This is a genomic window from Methanolobus vulcani (assembly GCF_900100715.1).
Lineage (GTDB): Archaea > Halobacteriota > Methanosarcinia > Methanosarcinales > Methanosarcinaceae > Methanolobus > Methanolobus vulcani.
In genome coordinates this window covers 44,446-61,899 of sequence record NZ_FNCA01000006.1, presented here as the reverse complement: position 1 = coordinate 61,899, position 17,454 = coordinate 44,446, and the positions used below count along the sequence as shown (strand labels likewise).

16 protein-coding genes are annotated in these 17,454 nt (G+C 41.9%); 7 read left to right on the top strand and 9 right to left on the bottom strand.

Annotated features, from left to right (window positions below; translation table 11 throughout):
- Positions 1-13: 13 nt before the first annotated feature.
- From BLP52_RS09560 to BLP52_RS09535, 6 genes are all read right to left on the bottom strand, one after another.
- Complete coding sequence (locus BLP52_RS09560; protein ID WP_202905765.1) at positions 14-1,348, bottom strand: phenylacetate--CoA ligase family protein; 1,335 nt, start codon at positions 1,346-1,348, stop codon at positions 14-16.
- A gap of 16 nt (positions 1,349-1,364) precedes the next feature.
- Complete coding sequence (locus tag BLP52_RS09555; protein ID WP_091710260.1) at positions 1,365-1,985, bottom strand: indolepyruvate oxidoreductase subunit beta; 621 nt, start codon at positions 1,983-1,985, stop codon at positions 1,365-1,367.
- 2 nt (positions 1,986-1,987) lie between these two features.
- Positions 1,988-3,871: an indolepyruvate ferredoxin oxidoreductase subunit alpha gene (iorA, locus tag BLP52_RS09550; protein ID WP_238380796.1), complete on the bottom strand. Its 1,884-nt coding sequence runs from the start codon at positions 3,869-3,871 to the stop codon at positions 1,988-1,990.
- 212 nt (positions 3,872-4,083) lie between these two features.
- Positions 4,084-5,628 (bottom strand): sulfate adenylyltransferase subunit CysN, encoded by a 1,545-nt coding sequence (gene cysN / locus BLP52_RS09545; RefSeq protein ID WP_162272969.1) that lies wholly within the window; start codon positions 5,626-5,628, stop codon positions 4,084-4,086.
- Positions 5,625-6,533: a sulfate adenylyltransferase subunit CysD gene (gene cysD, locus BLP52_RS09540; RefSeq protein ID WP_091710257.1), complete on the bottom strand. Its 909-nt coding sequence runs from the start codon at positions 6,531-6,533 to the stop codon at positions 5,625-5,627. Before cysD ends, cysN begins: the two co-directional genes overlap by 4 nt.
- Positions 6,534-6,624: 91 nt before the next feature.
- Positions 6,625-7,353 (bottom strand): phosphoadenylyl-sulfate reductase, encoded by a 729-nt coding sequence (locus tag BLP52_RS09535; RefSeq protein WP_091710256.1) that lies wholly within the window; start codon positions 7,351-7,353, stop codon positions 6,625-6,627.
- Positions 7,354-7,709: 356 nt separating this feature from the next.
- Here BLP52_RS09535 and BLP52_RS09530 point away from each other — a divergent pair, with 356 nt between their 5' ends.
- On the top strand, positions 7,710-9,119 hold the full coding sequence (locus tag BLP52_RS09530) for a sodium:solute symporter family protein (RefSeq protein ID WP_091710255.1): 1,410 nt from the start codon (positions 7,710-7,712) through the stop codon (positions 9,117-9,119).
- A gap of 145 nt (positions 9,120-9,264) precedes the next feature.
- Positions 9,265-9,621: a hypothetical protein gene (locus tag BLP52_RS09525; RefSeq protein ID WP_091710254.1), complete on the top strand. Its 357-nt coding sequence runs from the start codon at positions 9,265-9,267 to the stop codon at positions 9,619-9,621.
- A gap of 151 nt (positions 9,622-9,772) precedes the next feature.
- Here BLP52_RS09525 and BLP52_RS09520 read toward each other — a convergent pair whose 3' ends face one another.
- The 3 genes from BLP52_RS09520 to BLP52_RS09510 are packed head-to-tail and all read right to left on the bottom strand — an operon-like array spanning position 9,773 to position 13,418.
- Complete coding sequence (locus BLP52_RS09520) at positions 9,773-10,933, bottom strand: (Fe-S)-binding protein (protein WP_238380777.1); 1,161 nt, start codon at positions 10,931-10,933, stop codon at positions 9,773-9,775.
- Positions 10,884-11,867, bottom strand: a complete 984-nt coding sequence (locus BLP52_RS09515) for a YbgA family protein (protein ID WP_091710253.1) — start codon at positions 11,865-11,867, stop codon at positions 10,884-10,886. The genes BLP52_RS09520 and BLP52_RS09515 overlap by 50 nt, the downstream gene beginning before the upstream one ends.
- Positions 11,868-11,897: 30 nt before the next feature.
- Positions 11,898-13,418 carry an aminoacyl-histidine dipeptidase gene (locus BLP52_RS09510; protein WP_091710252.1) on the bottom strand — a complete coding sequence of 507 codons (1,521 nt, stop codon included), beginning with the start codon at positions 13,416-13,418 and terminating at the stop codon, positions 11,898-11,900.
- Between the two features lie 172 nt (positions 13,419-13,590).
- Here BLP52_RS09510 and BLP52_RS09505 point away from each other — a divergent pair, with 172 nt between their 5' ends.
- From BLP52_RS09505 to BLP52_RS09490, 5 genes are all read left to right on the top strand, one after another.
- The gene (locus BLP52_RS09505) at positions 13,591-14,133 is read left to right on the top strand and encodes an O-acetyl-ADP-ribose deacetylase (RefSeq protein ID WP_202905764.1); all 543 of its coding nucleotides are present in this window, start codon (positions 13,591-13,593) and stop codon (positions 14,131-14,133) included.
- Positions 14,134-14,518: 385 nt separating this feature from the next.
- On the top strand, positions 14,519-15,226 hold the full coding sequence (locus BLP52_RS09500) for a type 1 glutamine amidotransferase (protein WP_091710251.1): 708 nt from the start codon (positions 14,519-14,521) through the stop codon (positions 15,224-15,226).
- Between the two features lie 51 nt (positions 15,227-15,277).
- Complete coding sequence (locus BLP52_RS09495) at positions 15,278-15,817, top strand: GNAT family N-acetyltransferase (RefSeq protein ID WP_091710250.1); 540 nt, start codon at positions 15,278-15,280, stop codon at positions 15,815-15,817.
- Positions 15,818-15,851: 34 nt separating this feature from the next.
- The gene (locus tag BLP52_RS14415; RefSeq protein WP_154717843.1) at positions 15,852-15,992 is read left to right on the top strand and encodes a hypothetical protein; all 141 of its coding nucleotides are present in this window, start codon (positions 15,852-15,854) and stop codon (positions 15,990-15,992) included.
- Between the two features lie 136 nt (positions 15,993-16,128).
- A complete protein-coding gene (locus BLP52_RS09490) occupies positions 16,129-17,415 on the top strand; it encodes a PGF-pre-PGF domain-containing protein (RefSeq protein ID WP_091710249.1) in 1,287 nt (428 codons plus the stop codon).
- Positions 17,416-17,454: the final 39 nt, after the last annotated feature.

Here is a 17,454-nt window from a genome sequence, read left to right as displayed (position 1 = left end):
AGTAAAGACTAATTCACATTTCCCTGTTATCAATAACTCTTTTACTCTTCTTTTCACTACGTGGCAATGCTCCAATCGGAACACATTCCACATCAACGCTTACACCTATGAAATCATGGAAAGCCTTGTTCATCTGCTTTGATCTTTCTTTGTTGACCTCTGGGTCATCAGCATTCTCGATCTCAACCCTGAAGAGCATACTGTCCCTTCCGCCTTCCCTTTCAAGGATGATCTGGTATTCACTGCTAACACCTTCCACCCTCATGATGACATCCTCTATCTGTCCGGGGTAGACATTCACAGCCTTGATCTTGATGCGGTCATCAGTACGTCCCAGCAGACGGTCAATACGCGGGAAAGGACATCCGCATTTACATGGTTCCGGGTAGATACGTGTCAGGTCCCTTGTCCTGTAACGTATGAGCGGAGCACCTTCTTTTGTGAGTGTGGTAATCACAAGCTCACCGAGGGTTCCATCCGGCAGGGTTTCACCTGTCACGGGGTCTATTATCTCAAAGAGCAGATGGTCAGACCAGTAATGAAGACCATCGTGCAGTGAACAGTCAAGAGCAATTCCAGGTCCGTAAATCTCGGTCAGGCCAAAGATATCATAGGTATCTATTCCCAGTTCGTCTTCGATACGTGCTCTCATTTTAGGACTCCATCGTTCAGAACCTATAATACCCGTAGTCAGGTGTATCTTGTCCTTCAGTCCTCTTTTTGTAATCTCCTCTGCAAGAAGGAGAGCATAGGATGAAGTGCTCGCAAGAGCTGTAGATTTCAGATCCTGCATCATCCGAAGTTGTTTCTCTGTGTTTCCCGGACCCATAGGAACAGCCATTGCACCCAGAAGTTCCGCACCTGCCTGGAATCCGATACCTGCGGTCCATAATCCGTAACCGGGAGTTATCTGTATCCTGTCCGTATTTGTGAGCCCTGCCATCTTATAGCAGCGCATCATCATATCAGCCCAGATTTCCACATCACCCTTTGTGTACGGGATTATAACAGGACTTCCGGTTGTTCCGGAAGATGAATGTATTCTCACGATTTCTTCATCGGGAACAGCCTGCAGCCCCAGTGGATAGGCATCCCTGAGTTCTTCTTTTGTAGTGAAAGGAAGCTTGCTGATATCTTCAAGAGATTTTATCTCGTTAATGTCAACGCCTGCTTCTGCAAATTTTTTCCTGTAAAATGGACTGCCTTCAGTAACTCTTTTCAGAAGGGCCATAAGACTGGCAGTTCTTGTTTCCACGGATGTATCATAATCACAGAGATTGCGGTAATCAGCATCGTTATTCTCTTTATCTGCAAGCTTCTTGCCGTTATTATCATGACAGTTACACATTCAACTCACCCTGTGATCATTTAGCCTCATTTGCTTCCTTGCCGGATTTTTCTGATTTTCCTGAAACACTTTCAATAGCATTATCAAAGACCCTGCGGTTGACTTCCCTGTACTTTTCAGGAATCATCTTCTCAAGCACACCCCACAGATATTCTTCGGAGAATGGAAGAAGACCAGCACCTGCTGCCGCTGCTATCATGGCAACATTAGCAGCCTTGTATGTTCCGGCATCCCTTGCAAGTCCGGTGAAATCAGCTGTAATGGTTTGCGGACAACTGTCCTTCAGGAATTTCAGAATCGTTTCTGGGTCGTATTCATCGAAACCCTGTGTTGAAGGCATAATGGCATGCTCATTGACAAGCATATTACCATCTTTTCCAAGGAAAAGAATATTCCTTGCAGCCTCGGCAGGTTCAAGACCTATAAGCAGGTCTGCTTTTCCATGTGGTATAAGTGAACCGCATACATCCTCACCAATTCTCACATGGCTGGTAACAGAACCTTCCCTCTGGGCCATTCCTATGGTTTCGGCAGTGGCTACATGATAACCTGCATCCATGGCAGCGGTAGCAAGCAAACGGGAAGCCAGCACAACACCCTGACCACCGACACCTGCAATGATAATATCGAATTTCATTTTCAGGCCTCCTTCAGTACAATTGCACCAGCCGGACATATCTGTGCACACAGGCCACAGCCACTGCATGTGTCCTGAATTACCGGAATTCCAGATGCGATTGAGAATATGGCAGGACAACCAAGCTGGTTGATGCATAACTTACAGTTGGTGCATTTGTCCTCATCAACGACATATTGTCCTGTTGCCTTGCATATAGCAACACATTTACCTTTGAACACCACAGCAGACGGACCTTCAAATTCCATTGCCTCGATGGCTATATCCATACACTTATCGAGGTCATCGGCTTCAATTGTCTTTACCATGCCGACGCCACAGCTTTTGAGAACTTCTGCAATATCGATCATCTTTGCAGGTGAACCCATGGCTGTCAAACCTATACCAGGATGAGGCTGGTGTCCTGTCATTGCTGTTGTGCGATTATCAAGCACTGCAATCGTTATGTCAGCATTATTATAGACAGCACTGACCACAGCAGCAATTCCCGAATGGAAGAATGTGGAATCTCCTATGAAGGCCACCTGTTTTGCTTTCTTACCCTGCATGAATTCAGGAGTATGAGAAAGACCTGCTGCAATGCTTATGCCTGCACCCATACAAAGACAGGTGTCCACCATGTTAAGAGGACGGGCATTTCCAAGAGTGTAACATCCAATATCACCTGAGAATACAGAATCGATTCCTGACTGCTTTTTCATTTTAGCAGCGGCTTTCTTGAAAGCATAGAATACTGTGCGGTGCATGCAACCTGCACATAATGTCGGAGCACGAATTGGAAGTGGTGGAATATCCTCTGGTTTTACAGCTGCAGTTGAATGAGAGAGAACGATATTCTCAGTACCTATTTTATCAAGTACACGGTTGATGCTATCGACAACAACATCAACATTATACTCGCCACTTACAGGGAAAGAACCGTTCTTCTTTCCGCGGATATTGATACTAAGATGATATTTGCCTGCTATCTGCAGGAACTGTTCTTCCATATAAGGGTCAAGTTCCTCCACAACTATCAGATCGGTTAAACCTTTCATGAACTCAAGAGCCGCTTTTTCCGGGAAAGGATATGCAGTGCCTGCTTTGAAAATGGAGAAAACATCAGAATGCTCCTTTATTGCTTCCTTTGCGTAAAGAGAGGAAACACCGGAAGCTGCAATTCCTATCTTGCTGCTTCCTTTTGTGATAGAGTTGAAAGTATTATCGTTAAAGTACTCTGAGAAAAGGTCAGACATTTTGACCTGCAGCTCTTCAAGAAGAGGATGGCGCTGGGCTGTCAGTTTTGGGAATATAATCCATCTGCTGTCTTTCACAAATCCTTCAATGTCCTTTGATACCGGATCGATATCCTCGATAAGCACATCCTCGCAGCCGTGGGAAACCCTTGTAGTCGTTCTCAGTATAACCGGAGTTTCAAGCTCATGTGAAAGCTTAAAGGCCAGTTTTGTCATGTCATAGGCTTCCTGTGGGTTTGAGGGATCAAGAACCGGAATGTTGGAAAAGTGACCGAACGCTCTTGTGTCCTGCTCGGTCTGGGACGAATGTGGTCCGGGATCATCGGAAACGAGAATTACAAGTGAGCCTTTGATGCCTATGTAGGAAAGACTCATGAGAGGGTCTGAAGCTACATTCAAGCCGACCTGTTTCATTGTTACTATAGTGTTCGCACCGGAATATGCAGCTCCGACTGCTGTTTCAAGTGCTACTTTCTCATTGGTTGCCCATTCGGCATAGATGCCGTACTTTTTTGCATGTGAAATGATAGTTTCCATGACCTCACTGGATGGTGTGCCAGGATAACCGCTTGCGATCTGGAGGCCAGCTTTCATGGCTCCAAAAGCAATGGCTTCGTTGCCCATTAGTATACGTTTACCGGTCAATGTCATTCCTCTTGAATGAAGATAATTAGAAGATAAGAAAGCGAGTTTAAGATATGCATATGTGGAATATGAATCCATATATCGATTAATGCTGACCTATGCACTTGTTTGATGAAATATAAATGTTTTGACGGTAGATTTTTGGAGTTCATAGGACTAATCAAAAAAGAACAAAAAAGATGAAGAACGCCACCTTAAACAGATGGCGTTATCTAAATTCAACTTTTAAAATTGTCCGAGCATACAACAACTGATACACCAGATCTTGTAACTATCTTACACAGGTTCTCTATCATTTCAGAATATTCGTCACTGTCAACTGATTTTCCCTTACGGAGAGTTTCCTTCAGGAGATCATCATCCACATAAATGCAATGTGTACCATGCATGGAAAGACGATCATATTTTGCCATTGCTTCTTCTTTTTTGTCAGCAGGATAGGAAATGACCCTGACCTTTACAGATTTGCATCCTTTATCAGGTGATACCTGTTTGTATTTTGTTACCATACCAGCAGCAGCGGTTTGATTCGTGTGAGGGTCAATAACTATAAAAGAACCAGTTGCCCTGTTCTCGGAATAGAGATCTGCAAATACCGGACTCTTCAATTCAACCTTGGCCTTACCGATACTATTCAGTCCCAGGGACTGCGATGACTTCATGCTGATATCGTCAGGGTCGAACTCATGTATCACTTCTTCGAAATTACCCTTTACTACACTGGTTGTATGCTTGATCAGGTAATCCTTACCAATCTCCATCGGAGTGTTGTCCATCCAGACTATATTCGCCTCAAAACTACCGGCAATAGCAGGAATATCGTCTGCCTTGGCGATCATATCACCGCGACTTATATCGATATCATCTTCAAGACAAAGTGTCACTGCCATAGGAGCAAAGGCATAATCTAAGTCTCCATCATAAGTTACAATCCTTGAGACCTTGCTTGTCTTACCAGATGGAAGCACCCTTATTTTATCACCTTTATGGACCACACCTGAAGCTATTGTACCACAATAACCCCTGAAATCATCGCCACCACCCCAATTCACATACTGGACAGGGAACCTGAGATCATTCATATTACGCCCACCGGAAACGTTCACATTCTCCAGATAGTCAAGCAATGTGGAACCCTTATACCAGGGCATATTCTCACTTCGCTCAATGACATTATCGCCTTCAAGCGCACTTATTGGAATATAGTAAACAGATTCATCCGCTAACTTGTCAGCAAAAGCATTGAACTCATTCACAATATTCTCGAACACCTCTTGCGAATAGTCTACCAGATCCATCTTATTGACAGCAATAACGAAGTTACGGATACCAAGAAGTGATGAGATGAATGAATGCCTTTTAGTTTGTGTAACAACTCCGTTCCTTGCATCAATAAGGATCAGAGCAAGTGATGCATTGGATGCACCTGTAGCCATGTTCCTTGTATATTGTTCATGACCCGGTGTGTCAGCAATAATGAAGCGTCTCTTTGGAGTTGAGAAGAACCTGTAAGCAACATCTATGGTTATTCCCTGCTCTCTTTCCGACTTCAGACCGTCGGTAACCAGTGAATAATCTATTTCCTGATTCCTGTGGGTTCTGGAAAAGGTCTTAATAGTGTTTAGCTGATCCTCGAATATTGATTTTGAATCGTAGAGCAACCTGCCTATGAGAGTGGATTTTCCATCATCGACACTACCTGCAGTGGCAAAGCGCAGCAGATCGATATTCTGGCTCTGTTCGATGAGAGATTCGGAACTCAAAAGTATCCCTCCCTCTTCTTTTGCTCCATAGAGCTATCCTGATCGTGGTCTATCACCCTTGTAATACGCTCTGAGTGACGTGCAACCATCATCTCCTCGATGATCTTCTCCAGAGTATCAGCCTCAGACCTCACTGCACCTGTACAATAATGGCATCCAAGCGTCCTGAAGCGACACATAACATCCTTGACCTCGTCCTCATACTCATCTGTATAAACAGGAATAAGCTGGCCATTCTTTTCAATAACAGGTCTTTCCTTCGCAAAGTAGAGAGGAACAATATCGATATTCTCATGATAGATGTAAGTCCAGATATCAAGCTCTGTCCAGTTAGAAAGTGGGAATACCCTGATTGATTCCCCTTGGTCTATCTTTGAATTGAAGAGGTTCCACAGTTCAGGCTTCTGGTTCTTTGGATTCCACTGACCATGTTTGTCACGGAAAGAATATATCCTCTCCTTTGCCCTTGATTTCTCCTCATCCCTTCTTGCACCTCCGAATGCAGCATCATAGCCGCCTTCTTTCAGTGAATCAAGAAGTGCTTTTGTTTTAAGATCTGCACAGCACTTGACAGTTCCAACTGAGAGAGGATTCACTCCTCTTTTGAGAGCTTCCTCATTCCTAAGAACCCTCAGGTCAAGCCCATTTTTCTTTGTATACTCATCTCTGAATTCATACATTTCAGGGAACTTGTATCCGGTATCGATATGCAACAACGGGAAAGGCACTTTTTTAGGGTAAAAGGCCTTGATAGCAAGATGGGTCATTACCGATGAATCCTTTCCCACAGAATACAGCATTACAGGATTCTCGAACTCCGCAGCTACTTCCCTGATGATACCAATACTTTCAGCTTCAAGTGTTTTCAGATTTGAAAGATGGTAAGATTCTTCCGTAGTTTTCATGCAGAACCTCCATTAATTGTTATAGGTGATTTCAGTGACATTCGTAATTGTCCTTAGAATTGTCCATTGATATGATATTCCCGGCCTTCTGTCATTTTTGAGACTTTATATTTCCTGAATGCAGACCGCATTCCTTCTTTGTAGCCTCTTCCCACCACCAGCGTCCTTCGCGCTCATGTTGTCCCGGCAGGACAGGCCTGGTACATGGTTCACATCCAATACTAACGTATCCTTTCTCATGAAGCTCATTATAAGGAACATTGTTCTCCCTTATATAGTCCCAGACCTGTTTTGAGCTCCAGTTTGCCAGAGGATTGAACTTTATAAGATTACCATCTCCAAATACAGGATCTAACTCTATCACAGGGATATTTGCACGTGTATTCGGACTCTGGTCTTTGCGCTGTCCTGTTATCCACGCAGCTCTTGTGCTCAGTGAACGCCTGAGAGGATCCACCTTTCTGGCAGCACAACATTCACTATGTCCGTCTTTGTAGAATGAGAACATACCCTTTTTCAGGACAAGTTCTTCGGTCTTTTCCCTGTTAGCGAAGAAAATCTCAAGCGGGATTTTATAGTGCTCTTTTACAACATCGAAGAAACTGTATGTTTCAGGATGGAGGCGACCTGTATCCAGAGAGAAAACACTTACCTCAGGAATTATCTTTGTAGCCATATCAATGAGCACAACGTCCTCGGCACCACTGAATGCAATGGTGATATCCTTGCCAAACCTGTTTAGTGCGTACTCGAGTATCTCCTGTGGAGAACTGTTTTTGTACTCATCAGCTAGCTCTTCTATTTTTGTTTTTTCTGGCATAGTTGAATTTCCATGTAATATGAATTAAAATGTAAGGTCATTTTGTATAACATAGAAAGGAACCACATCACAGATATATGCTACCGCTCACCTTAATTGCAGTAAATTCCGTACAAAGTAATCAAAACCTTTTTAAAATATTGATATTTTGTATTGTGCATTAAAGCACATTTTAGTTCATTGAAGGAGGAGATTAATACTTGGTGTTGATACGCAACATTTTAGCTGAAGTTTACTTCAAACCCCGCTATGTGGATGAACGGAGGAAAAGCTGATGCCATTGCCTTATCTATATTTAATTGCGGCTGTTATTGTTATGCTTGGAATAACTTTCTTTTTCGTACTGAGGCGTGACCATGATTAACCAGATACTTCTTGTTTTATACGTTATCGGAATATTGTTTTTATCATTGAAACTCAAACAGGGGACCTTTTCAGGATTTGTGATATCAGACCGTAATATCACACACCCTGCTGTTATCGGTATAGCATACATGGCAGCATATTTCAGTGCAGCCTCATTCCTTGGAGGCGGTGGATACGGACTGGTTGCAGGACTGCCATGGGTAATATGGGCAGTTTTCTTCCACGTTGCTTTTGCATGTATAGCATTCCTTGTTGCTCCAAAAATATGGGCAGCTTCACAGGAATACGACGCAAAAACAGTGCCACAGCTTCTGGAACGTCGCTACGGTTCCCAGAAAGGAAAGGTGCTCCTTGCGGCCATAATGCTCCTGATGTACACTGTTTATCTGGTTGCCATCTTTAAAGGATGTGCAAATCTTTTCCAGGGACTTCTAGGAGTAACCTATGTTCAGGGACTGATAATAGCTGTAATAATTGTTGCTCTCTATTATGTGATCGGTGGACTGCCAGCCATTCTCTGGATCAGTTTCCTTCAGGGACTTATCATGTTAGTTGGTGCCGTATTCCTGTATGGCGGACTTATATCAAGTGGCGGCGGTGCTGACATATGGACCGCTATTCCTGCAGATATACTGAACATGAGTGGAGCCATGGTTCCGTGGCAAAAGACATTCGGAACTGCCTTTGCCATAAGTCTTGGACTGCTGGCACTTCCTGACCTGCTTATCATGCTGTTCTCAGCAAAGGATAAGAGAGTTGTTAGATTTGCAGGAATATACGGACCGATCTCCATCACAATCTACGCCCTGTGTATCTTCTCACTGGGAATTCTGGCATACGGAGCTTTCAGTCAGGAACAGCTTGCACCTTACATCGCAAACCCTGACGGACTTGTGCCATTCCTTGCAACTTCACTTCTTCCAACAGGATTTGACAGCATAGTTCTTCTTGCAGCTATTTCAGCCGCAATGTCCACTATGAGTGCAATTGTACTTGTTACAACAACATCCCTTACTTCAGACATATTGAAGTACTTCAAACCGGAAACAACAGATGATACAGAGCTAAGGATAACAAGAATGGTCGGAGTTGTTATCATCATTGTCTCTGCTTTCTTTGCAATTGATGTACCACAACTTATCGTGCCCCTTGTTTCCGTAAGTATGGGGGTTATCGCATGCTGTGTTTTCGTACCACTTTTCTTCGGCCTTTACTGGAAACGCGGTACATCAACCGGATTCATTGCAAGCCTTATTGCAAGTTTTGGCTCCATTGTCCTGTGGCAGCTCTTTGGCAACCCACTTATCCATCCGGTTTTCATCGGGCTGATATGCGGAACTGTGGCTTATCTGGGTGGCAGTCTTGCAAGTCCTACACAGGCAGCCGGAACAGACAATTAATAAAAGAATTTAAAAAAAATGATTTGAAACTATGCGGAGAATTACTCCGCAATGTCTTTTTTTATACATTATTGCAATAGCCTGAAACCGTATCACAAAAACAGTTTTAAGTCTTTAAATCTATGAAAATATCAGGTGTTCTGATTTGAAGAATGTAATAAGCAAAAGTTTTGAGATACAGGACTACATGCTTGATGATACAGTAATCAATGGCTTCTGGATGAATCTTATAGACAGGGAAAAGCTGACAACGGAACTTGTTTATTCTCCTGCAGAATCTACATCTTTTAATTCAGAGGAAACTAAAAGACTTGTCACTGAGATTACAGGAAAATGTGATTATTTTAAGTCTCAGGTCCCTGAAAATATAAACTGTGAAGTTGTCTTCAAGGATTTTGAAGATATGAAGTATTCAGCAAATACTGGTGAACTTCAGTTTGATTCAAAAGAACTGTATGAGATAAGAGTCGTTTACCGGTTCTGTGTCGGATACCATATCTGACATTATTATTTTATTTCAAAGAAAGAAAAAAATGAAAAGAGCATTAAAACTGCTCTTTCTTATTCTGATTTCTGTCTTCTGTTTACAAGGAATGCTAGTGAAAAAATACGATTCCTGCAAGCACAGTCTGTCTGAGGTATCAGAAGTTGTTTTATCTAATGAAATCCTCACCAAGCACACTTTCAGCCAGCAACACCGAAACATCCTTGATATTCATTTCCTCGTCCTTAGACTTGCAGGCACCTTCCATGTGATGCACACAGAAAGGACAGTATGAAGCAAGCATATCAGCCTTATCTTTGTAACTCTGCACCGTCAGCATGGCGATGTCATTTGCAATATCCGGGAAGTTTGGTTTCAGACCGGCTGGTCCTCCACAGCATACCTGTTCGCCGTCAAAGAGCTCTTTTATTTCCACGCCCATGCTTTCAAGGATACTACGTGGAACATCCTTTGAATCTCTCAGTGGACAGGCATCCCTGACAGCAACAGTGAGATCAAGTTTCTTCGGCTTGAGTGTGCCATCTGCTATCATATCCTTAAATACATTCAGGGAATGCTCAACCTCAAAGTTCAGTTCACGATAAAGTTCAGGATAATCATGACTCAGGACAAGATAACAACCCGGACATGAGGCTATAACCTTCTTTACTCCAAGTGACTCAATATAATCCACGAACTTCTTTGCATGCTCAGCAGCCTGCTCAAAATGACCACTATCAATAAGGAAAAGTCCGCAGCATTTCTCCTCTTTTAGAATCATGGGTCTTATTCCTGCATGATTAAGCAGGCGGATAGTGGCTCTGGCAACTTCTTGCTGACTATATGATACCCAGCAGCCTGCCATGTAAGCAATCTCTGAACTTTCGGCAAGGTCAATGTCATCAGTAATCCAGTCAAATCTCTTTGAAGGATCTTTAGCACCTGGACTGTTGTGCTCAATGATATTATTTGAAATAGTTGTGGTCTTTGCAGGCTCTCTTCCCTGTTCTGCCAGCAATTGCCTCTCATACTGGATGATATCGGTAATTGGTATATTTACAGGACAGACATCATCACATGCACCGCAGCGGGTTGAAAGATAAATGTTGTCGTACTCTTCCTTTGTAAGCTCCTCACCTGCAACTACCTTTGCAAGACTCTCTATCTTACCCTGTGGAGTGTAAATGTTACCTTCTGTAACCTTATTCACAGGACAAACATCCCAGCATTTCTTGCAGTCGATACAATAACTTACCTCAAGCTCGAATTTATTCATCATTTCACCTTTGATTCCATTCATTATCCCAGTAATCTTTGTCCCTATTCTCATCTGCCGGAGCTTTTAACTCCTCAGGATAAGGATAAAGGAACCTATCTTTATATGAATCCTCATCAAGAAACCTAAAGGAGATCATTCTGAGAACTTCAATAATAGCATCCCAGCTAATCCTGTTTTCAGCATAGCGTCCCAGCATTTCCTCAAAGAAAGAAGTTTCTTTATTATCTTTGTCAGCAAACATTAAGAACATCTTCCTCGCAGTTTCAATTTTTAGAACGTCAGAACCAGGTTTTCTTAGTATTTCCTTCAAAAGTGACATGTACTCTTCAAATACCTGGCCTGTATTCTCAGCGTCTGCAAGCAATCCGGACATCTTATCAAACACTGCCGGATTGCATGACATGAAAAGAAAACGGTTCTCCTCATTAAAATCCAGCAGTGAACCTATGGAAGCATTGGCTCTCATCTGCCTGAAATCTGCAAAGGCATAGAGACTTGTCAGGAAATGATGCCGTATGCGTGGATTCAGCAGTCTTTCACTCTCTTCCATGGGATAACCAAGGTATCTGTTGATAACATGACCTGCAAAGAATCCTGCAGACCTTTCGACAACCGGAGACATTGCATCCCTGGCATAGACCTTCACATTTCCAAGACCCATGCTAGGAGAAAGTCCCTTGAAAATAAAACCATCAACCTTTCCCAGACCGTCAAGAAAATTGTCAGCAAACTTATTCATTTTCTCTGTTAGGTCCAGACCTGTGTCGGGCTGAACAAGCCTGTATTCATCATTCTTTCTGATTATCCTTAGAGGTGCTCTGGGAACACCAAGACCAATTTCAACTTCCGGACAGACTGTTTTCACATCTGCAAATTGCATCAGGTCCCGAACAATAGGAGAGCTTACCTTCTGTCCATTAAATCGCACTTTATCAAATTCAAGGCACCTGCTTACCAGAAGCACCGGTCTTGGAAACTTTTCCATGTTAATAATATTGTAACTGATGGATTATAATTATGACCTTGATTTCTTACCTTTGGATCTCTTTTTAGACTTGCCACTTTTTTTGCTTTCCTCTTTCTCGGCAAAAGATTCCAGCAATGCAATCAGGAAATCCCATATTTTCCTGATGGAAGGAATGTGAAGACATTCATCCGGTGAATGTGGATTTATTATGGTAGGACCAAAGGATATCATATCCATATTCTCAAACTTTGAACCGATAACAGCACATTCCAGACCTGCATGTATTATCTCTATCTTTGCTTTTTCATCAAAAACAGATGAATAGACTTCCATGCAGCGTTTCAATAAAGGTGAAGACATATCCGGCTGCCATGCAGGATAGCCAGAATTATGCTCATAAGCTGCACCATATTTCTTTGCAATTTTCTCGATTGATGAAGTGAGAGACGAAAGTCCCTGATCACTGGAACTGCGCTGGCTTGAGATAATTATAAGTTCTCCATCATCAATGTTGATCGTAGCCAGATTACTTGAAGTTTCTACAAGTCCTTCTATATCAGGTGACATGCAAGTAACGCCATGCGGAAGCTCCTGCAAAAGTCCGATGATCTTGGATGTTGTTTCAGAGTCTATTGAGTCTGTTATTTCTTTTTGTAGATCAGAAGAATCAGCTTTAACTCTTATATTGATACCGTTTTCGATCTCTGAATACTCTGACTTCATTTTACTTTCAAAATCAGATATCATATCCAATATTACTTCTTTATTATCAGTAGCAGCAGCAACCATAACTTGAGCATAACGGGGAATCGCATTATGAGCAGAACCACCGCTTACATCCAGAATTCTCACATCTATCCTGTCAGCGATCAGGCTTAAAGCTCCTGCAATCAGTTTGTTGGCGTTTGCACGGCCTTCATGAATATCCACACCTGAATGTCCACCAGAAAGACCATCGACAACAAGACTGAAAGTCAGCATGTTATCAGGTAGCGGGGAAAATCTGAGTGGCATCTTTATTGTAGTATTAAGCCCACCGGCACATCCTACGGTGAATATACCCTCGTCTTCAGAATCAACATTAAGCAATACGTACCCGGAGATAAAATCAGGTGTCAGGGCATTGGCTCCGGTAAGACCGGTTTCCTCATCCACCGTGAAGAGAAGTTCAAGTGGAGGATGCTTTAAGCTTTTATCTTCCGCCAGTGCAAGTGCAAGTGCAATAGCTATGCCGTTGTCAGCACCCAGAGTAGTACCCTGAGCCCTGAGCCATTCATCATCCACAACAGGAATTATCGGATCCTTACTGAAATCATGGCTACTGTCCTGCGTCTTCTCGCATACCATGTCCATATGACCCTGGATTACAATTGAAGGCAGGTACTCACATCCTTTTGAACCCGGAACTCCTATAACAATATTATTCATGCTGTCGAATTTCACACTGAAACCGTGATGTAATGCCCACTTTTTAAGCCACATGGCTATTTTTTCCTCATTTCTGGAGCATCTGGGTATTCTACTGACTTCCCTGAAATGTGAAAGGATTTGTTCTGTGATATTGTCCATGTGTCTTACCTGCCTTTCTGCCTTTTACTACTTATACTGAAATAATTCTTGTCGTTACTACAATACTGCATGCTCTGTATAAAATTATATCATACAACAAAGATAAGAATAATCTGGATAATCTCATTCTATAGAAAAATCCACGAATACATGGTAAAAATGAGGAACTGACATGGGCTATCATGACATGATAAGTGTGATCTTAGGTGATATCGTTGAGCAGGAAGTTGATGCAATAGTGAATGCAGCTAACAATTCCCTGCTTGGTGGAGGGGGTGTTGACGGTGCTATCCATCGTGCAGCAGGTCCCGGACTTCTGGAGGAATGCCGCACTCTAGGAGGATGTCCTACAGGAGACGCCAGGATAACAGGAGGTCATCTTCTGCCTACAAAGTGGGTGATACATACCGTGGGTCCTATCTGGAACGGAGGATATGATCAGGAGGATGAGCTTCTTGTAAGTGCTTACAGGAATTCTCTTTTACTGGCAGAGAAATATGATATAAAAAGTATCGCATTCCCGGGGATTAGCATAGGAGCATATGGTTTTCCGGTTAGCAGGGCGTCCGTACTGGCTGTGAGAACAATTCTGGAACATATGGAGAATGGTGGGTCGTTTGAAGATATCAGGCTTATTTGCTTTAATGACGAAGCCTACCATTTTTATTCAAGTGCACTTGAGATTGCTGTATCAGAAATATACACTATTGAATAAATAGGATTTTCGATGCATCATCATTATGAGAATTAGTATATTTCACACCAACGATATCTATTTATAATATGAATTCAAGGTTAACTCATAATAAGTTTGGTTCGGAGATAAAGACACCAGACTTAAAAAGCCTTGCAGGCATGGAACTTATCCGTGTGGTACGGTAGGTTGGTTGGTAAAAAATTGGTTGGTGGTTACCGGGATTTTCCGGTAAGCAGGCCCGTAGAACAGGATTCCCTAATAGAAAAACAAAAAAAGTTCTGTTATCAGCACTTTAAAAAACAAACATGGGATCCTGTTCAGGGTACTCTTTTATTGCGCTTTGCTATTTCTGCTAGCTAGCTTATTCATAAATCATTTATCAGATTTCTGCATACTAAAAGTCATGAGCCTGCTTATCGTAAAGAACATCACCAGGGAAGGACCCGGTATACTGGAAAATATACTGAAGAAAAACAATATTGATTTCCATATTGTTGATCTGGATTCAGGAGAAAAACTACCGGAACCTGACAATTACTCTGCGGTTATTGTATATGGTGGACCGGATAGTGCCAATGACAAGAACATAAAGATGGAACGAGAACTTACAATGATAAAAAAGGCAATCGAACTTAAAATTCCTTATCTTGGCATCTGTCTTGGAATGCAGACACTCGCAAAATCCCAGGGAGCTGTTGTTCGCAAGAACGAAGTAAGAGAAATTGGTTTTAGAGCTGAGGATGGAAAGTATTATTCTGTCAATATTGAAGATGAATGGATGAATGATCCTCTGTTCAGCGGGCTGGAAAATCCTGTCAAAATATTTCATCTGCACGGTGAAACCGTGGATCTGAATGACAATATTGAATTGCTGGCTACTGGGAAATACTGCAGGAATCAAATAATCAAAGTCGGTAGCAATGCTTACGGAATTCAGGGTCATTTTGAGCTTACTCCTGAAATGTTCAATATCTGGCTAGATAATGACCCTGAACTTATGGAACTTGACAAAAATAAGCTTCTTCATGATTTTGAAGAGCTTGCTGAGGAATACAGTAACAACGGTTACACACTTTTCAGCAACTTCCTTAAAATAGCAGGGTTAGTTTGATCTGCCTAAAAAATCAAAACTTTTTAGTATAAGTCAGGAAAATAGCAGAACATGAGAATTCCCAAAAGGCTGGAAACATGTCGTCTAATCATCCGGAGATATACTGCAAATGATCTGGAGATGTTGCATGAATTCCTGAACAATAAGGATGTTATCGGCTTAACTGACATGCCATTGAATACAAGTAAAGAAGAAACAGAAGCTTTTCTCCAAATGCTCATTGATTCATATACCACAGAAGAACCTGTTGCTGCAATGGCCATCTGCCTTAAGGAAACCGAGAATGTGATAGGTTCCTGTGGATTCGCTGCAGTTGACTTCTCAAATGACACGCAAATATATTATGCACTTGAACCGGAGTTCAGGAACAATGGATTTGCAACTGAAGCTATGGAAAAATTGATCGAGTACATGATACTTGTTCTTGATATTGACAGGATCTGCATTTATTGCCATCCTGAGAATATTGCGTCCATGAACCTTGCAAAAAGAATAGGAATGCAACAGCAGACCATTGTTCAGGAAAAAGACAGGGATGCACATTATTTTTTACTGACAAGAGAGAAATATCTTTCCGGTAATAAAGTTTAAATTATACAAGCTCTTAAAGTTAAGTGAGAGGAAAATGCACAAATGCGAAGTTTGTGGAAAAACAGTTAATGATGCACTTCTGATACGTGGCAAAAGAGTTTGCAGGGAGTGTATTGCAGATCTGTCCCTGGAAGAAATGTCTACCAACGGACTGGACTTTAGTGCCTGCATCTGAACGTTTTTTCAATAGCTAATTGGCTCCTGAAGAGCTGGAATTGTAGATTGTCAGTCTTAATGCTAAGTATCTGACTAAAATAATAAAATATAAATATATACTAACTAATGTAATTCTCACAGTTTCAGGTGTGAGAATGATCAGGGTACAAAAGGTATGGGGACATGGCAGTATAAAGAAGCCATTTTTTCTGATAATAGTTGCAACACTACTTCTAAGCATTCTTGTGTTTACTGCATCTGCATCTTCTGTAGTAAGCATAGAAAAGGTAACACCGGAAGTGCAGCAAGATAGCGTTTTTGAAATATACATCAATATAACGCCAGTAACAGCAGTTGCAGGTGCGCAACTTGATCTCAATTTTGACAGCGATATGTTAATGGTGAATAATGTTGAAGAAGGTGACTTCTTTGACAAGAATAATGTTATGTCGATCTTTATCCCCGGCACTGTCGATAACCAGCAGGGACTTGTCAGCGGACTATTTGCAGTCACTCTGGGACAGGTTGAGATAGAATCTCCCGGAACCTTCGCACATATTACTTTAACAGCAGGCAACCAGTCAGGAGAAAGCACCATTTATCTCTCAAATGTGATATTAAGTGATGCAAGCGGAAATGCGATTCCCACTAGCATTGAAAATGCACATGTTACTATAACAGGAAATTCAACAACGGATATCACAGGAGAAGTATCAGCAAGTTCAGGTGGCGGTGGTGGAGACACCGGAGAGAACACTGACAACATCGAACTCAAGGAAGTCAACAAATTATACATCATAGGAAACACTGCTGTTACTTACACTTTTGATGAAAACGATAATCCTGTAAAAGCCATCAGCTACACTTCACTTAAGAATGCAGGCTTTATCAGCAGTACAATTGAAGTCCTGAAAGATGTTTCTACAATGGTCCCACAAAAACCTGGTGGCCTTATTTACAGAAATATGAATATCTGGATCGGAAAAGCAGGATACGCAACTGAAAGCAATATGGAAGACATGAAAATCTCCTTTGCAGTGCCTAAAAACTGGGTTCAGGTCAATGGTGTTAAAACTACGGACATCCGCTTAAACCGCTACCATGATGAAAACTGGCAGGTCCTTGATACCGAAATGACCGGAGAGGATAATGATTTCTATTTCTTTGAAGCAACTACACCGGGATTCTCCCCGTTTGCAATTACAGCAAATGTGGCAAGCAAAAATATAACAGAAAATGAACAGGTCAATGCAGCTTCATCTTACGATGACAACAGTCCTGACGAGCAAATTGAAGAGATCGAATTAAAACAGGTTACTGATGTGGCTTCCACATCAATTAGCGATAAAGCAAGTTCTGCAAAGCTCTCACAGAATAGTGCGTTGGTATTATTTATTTCAATATCTGTTGTTCTATTCCTGCAACGTAGAAAATTTATATGAATATAAATAAAATAATCGGAATGTTGCTTTCAAGTAACT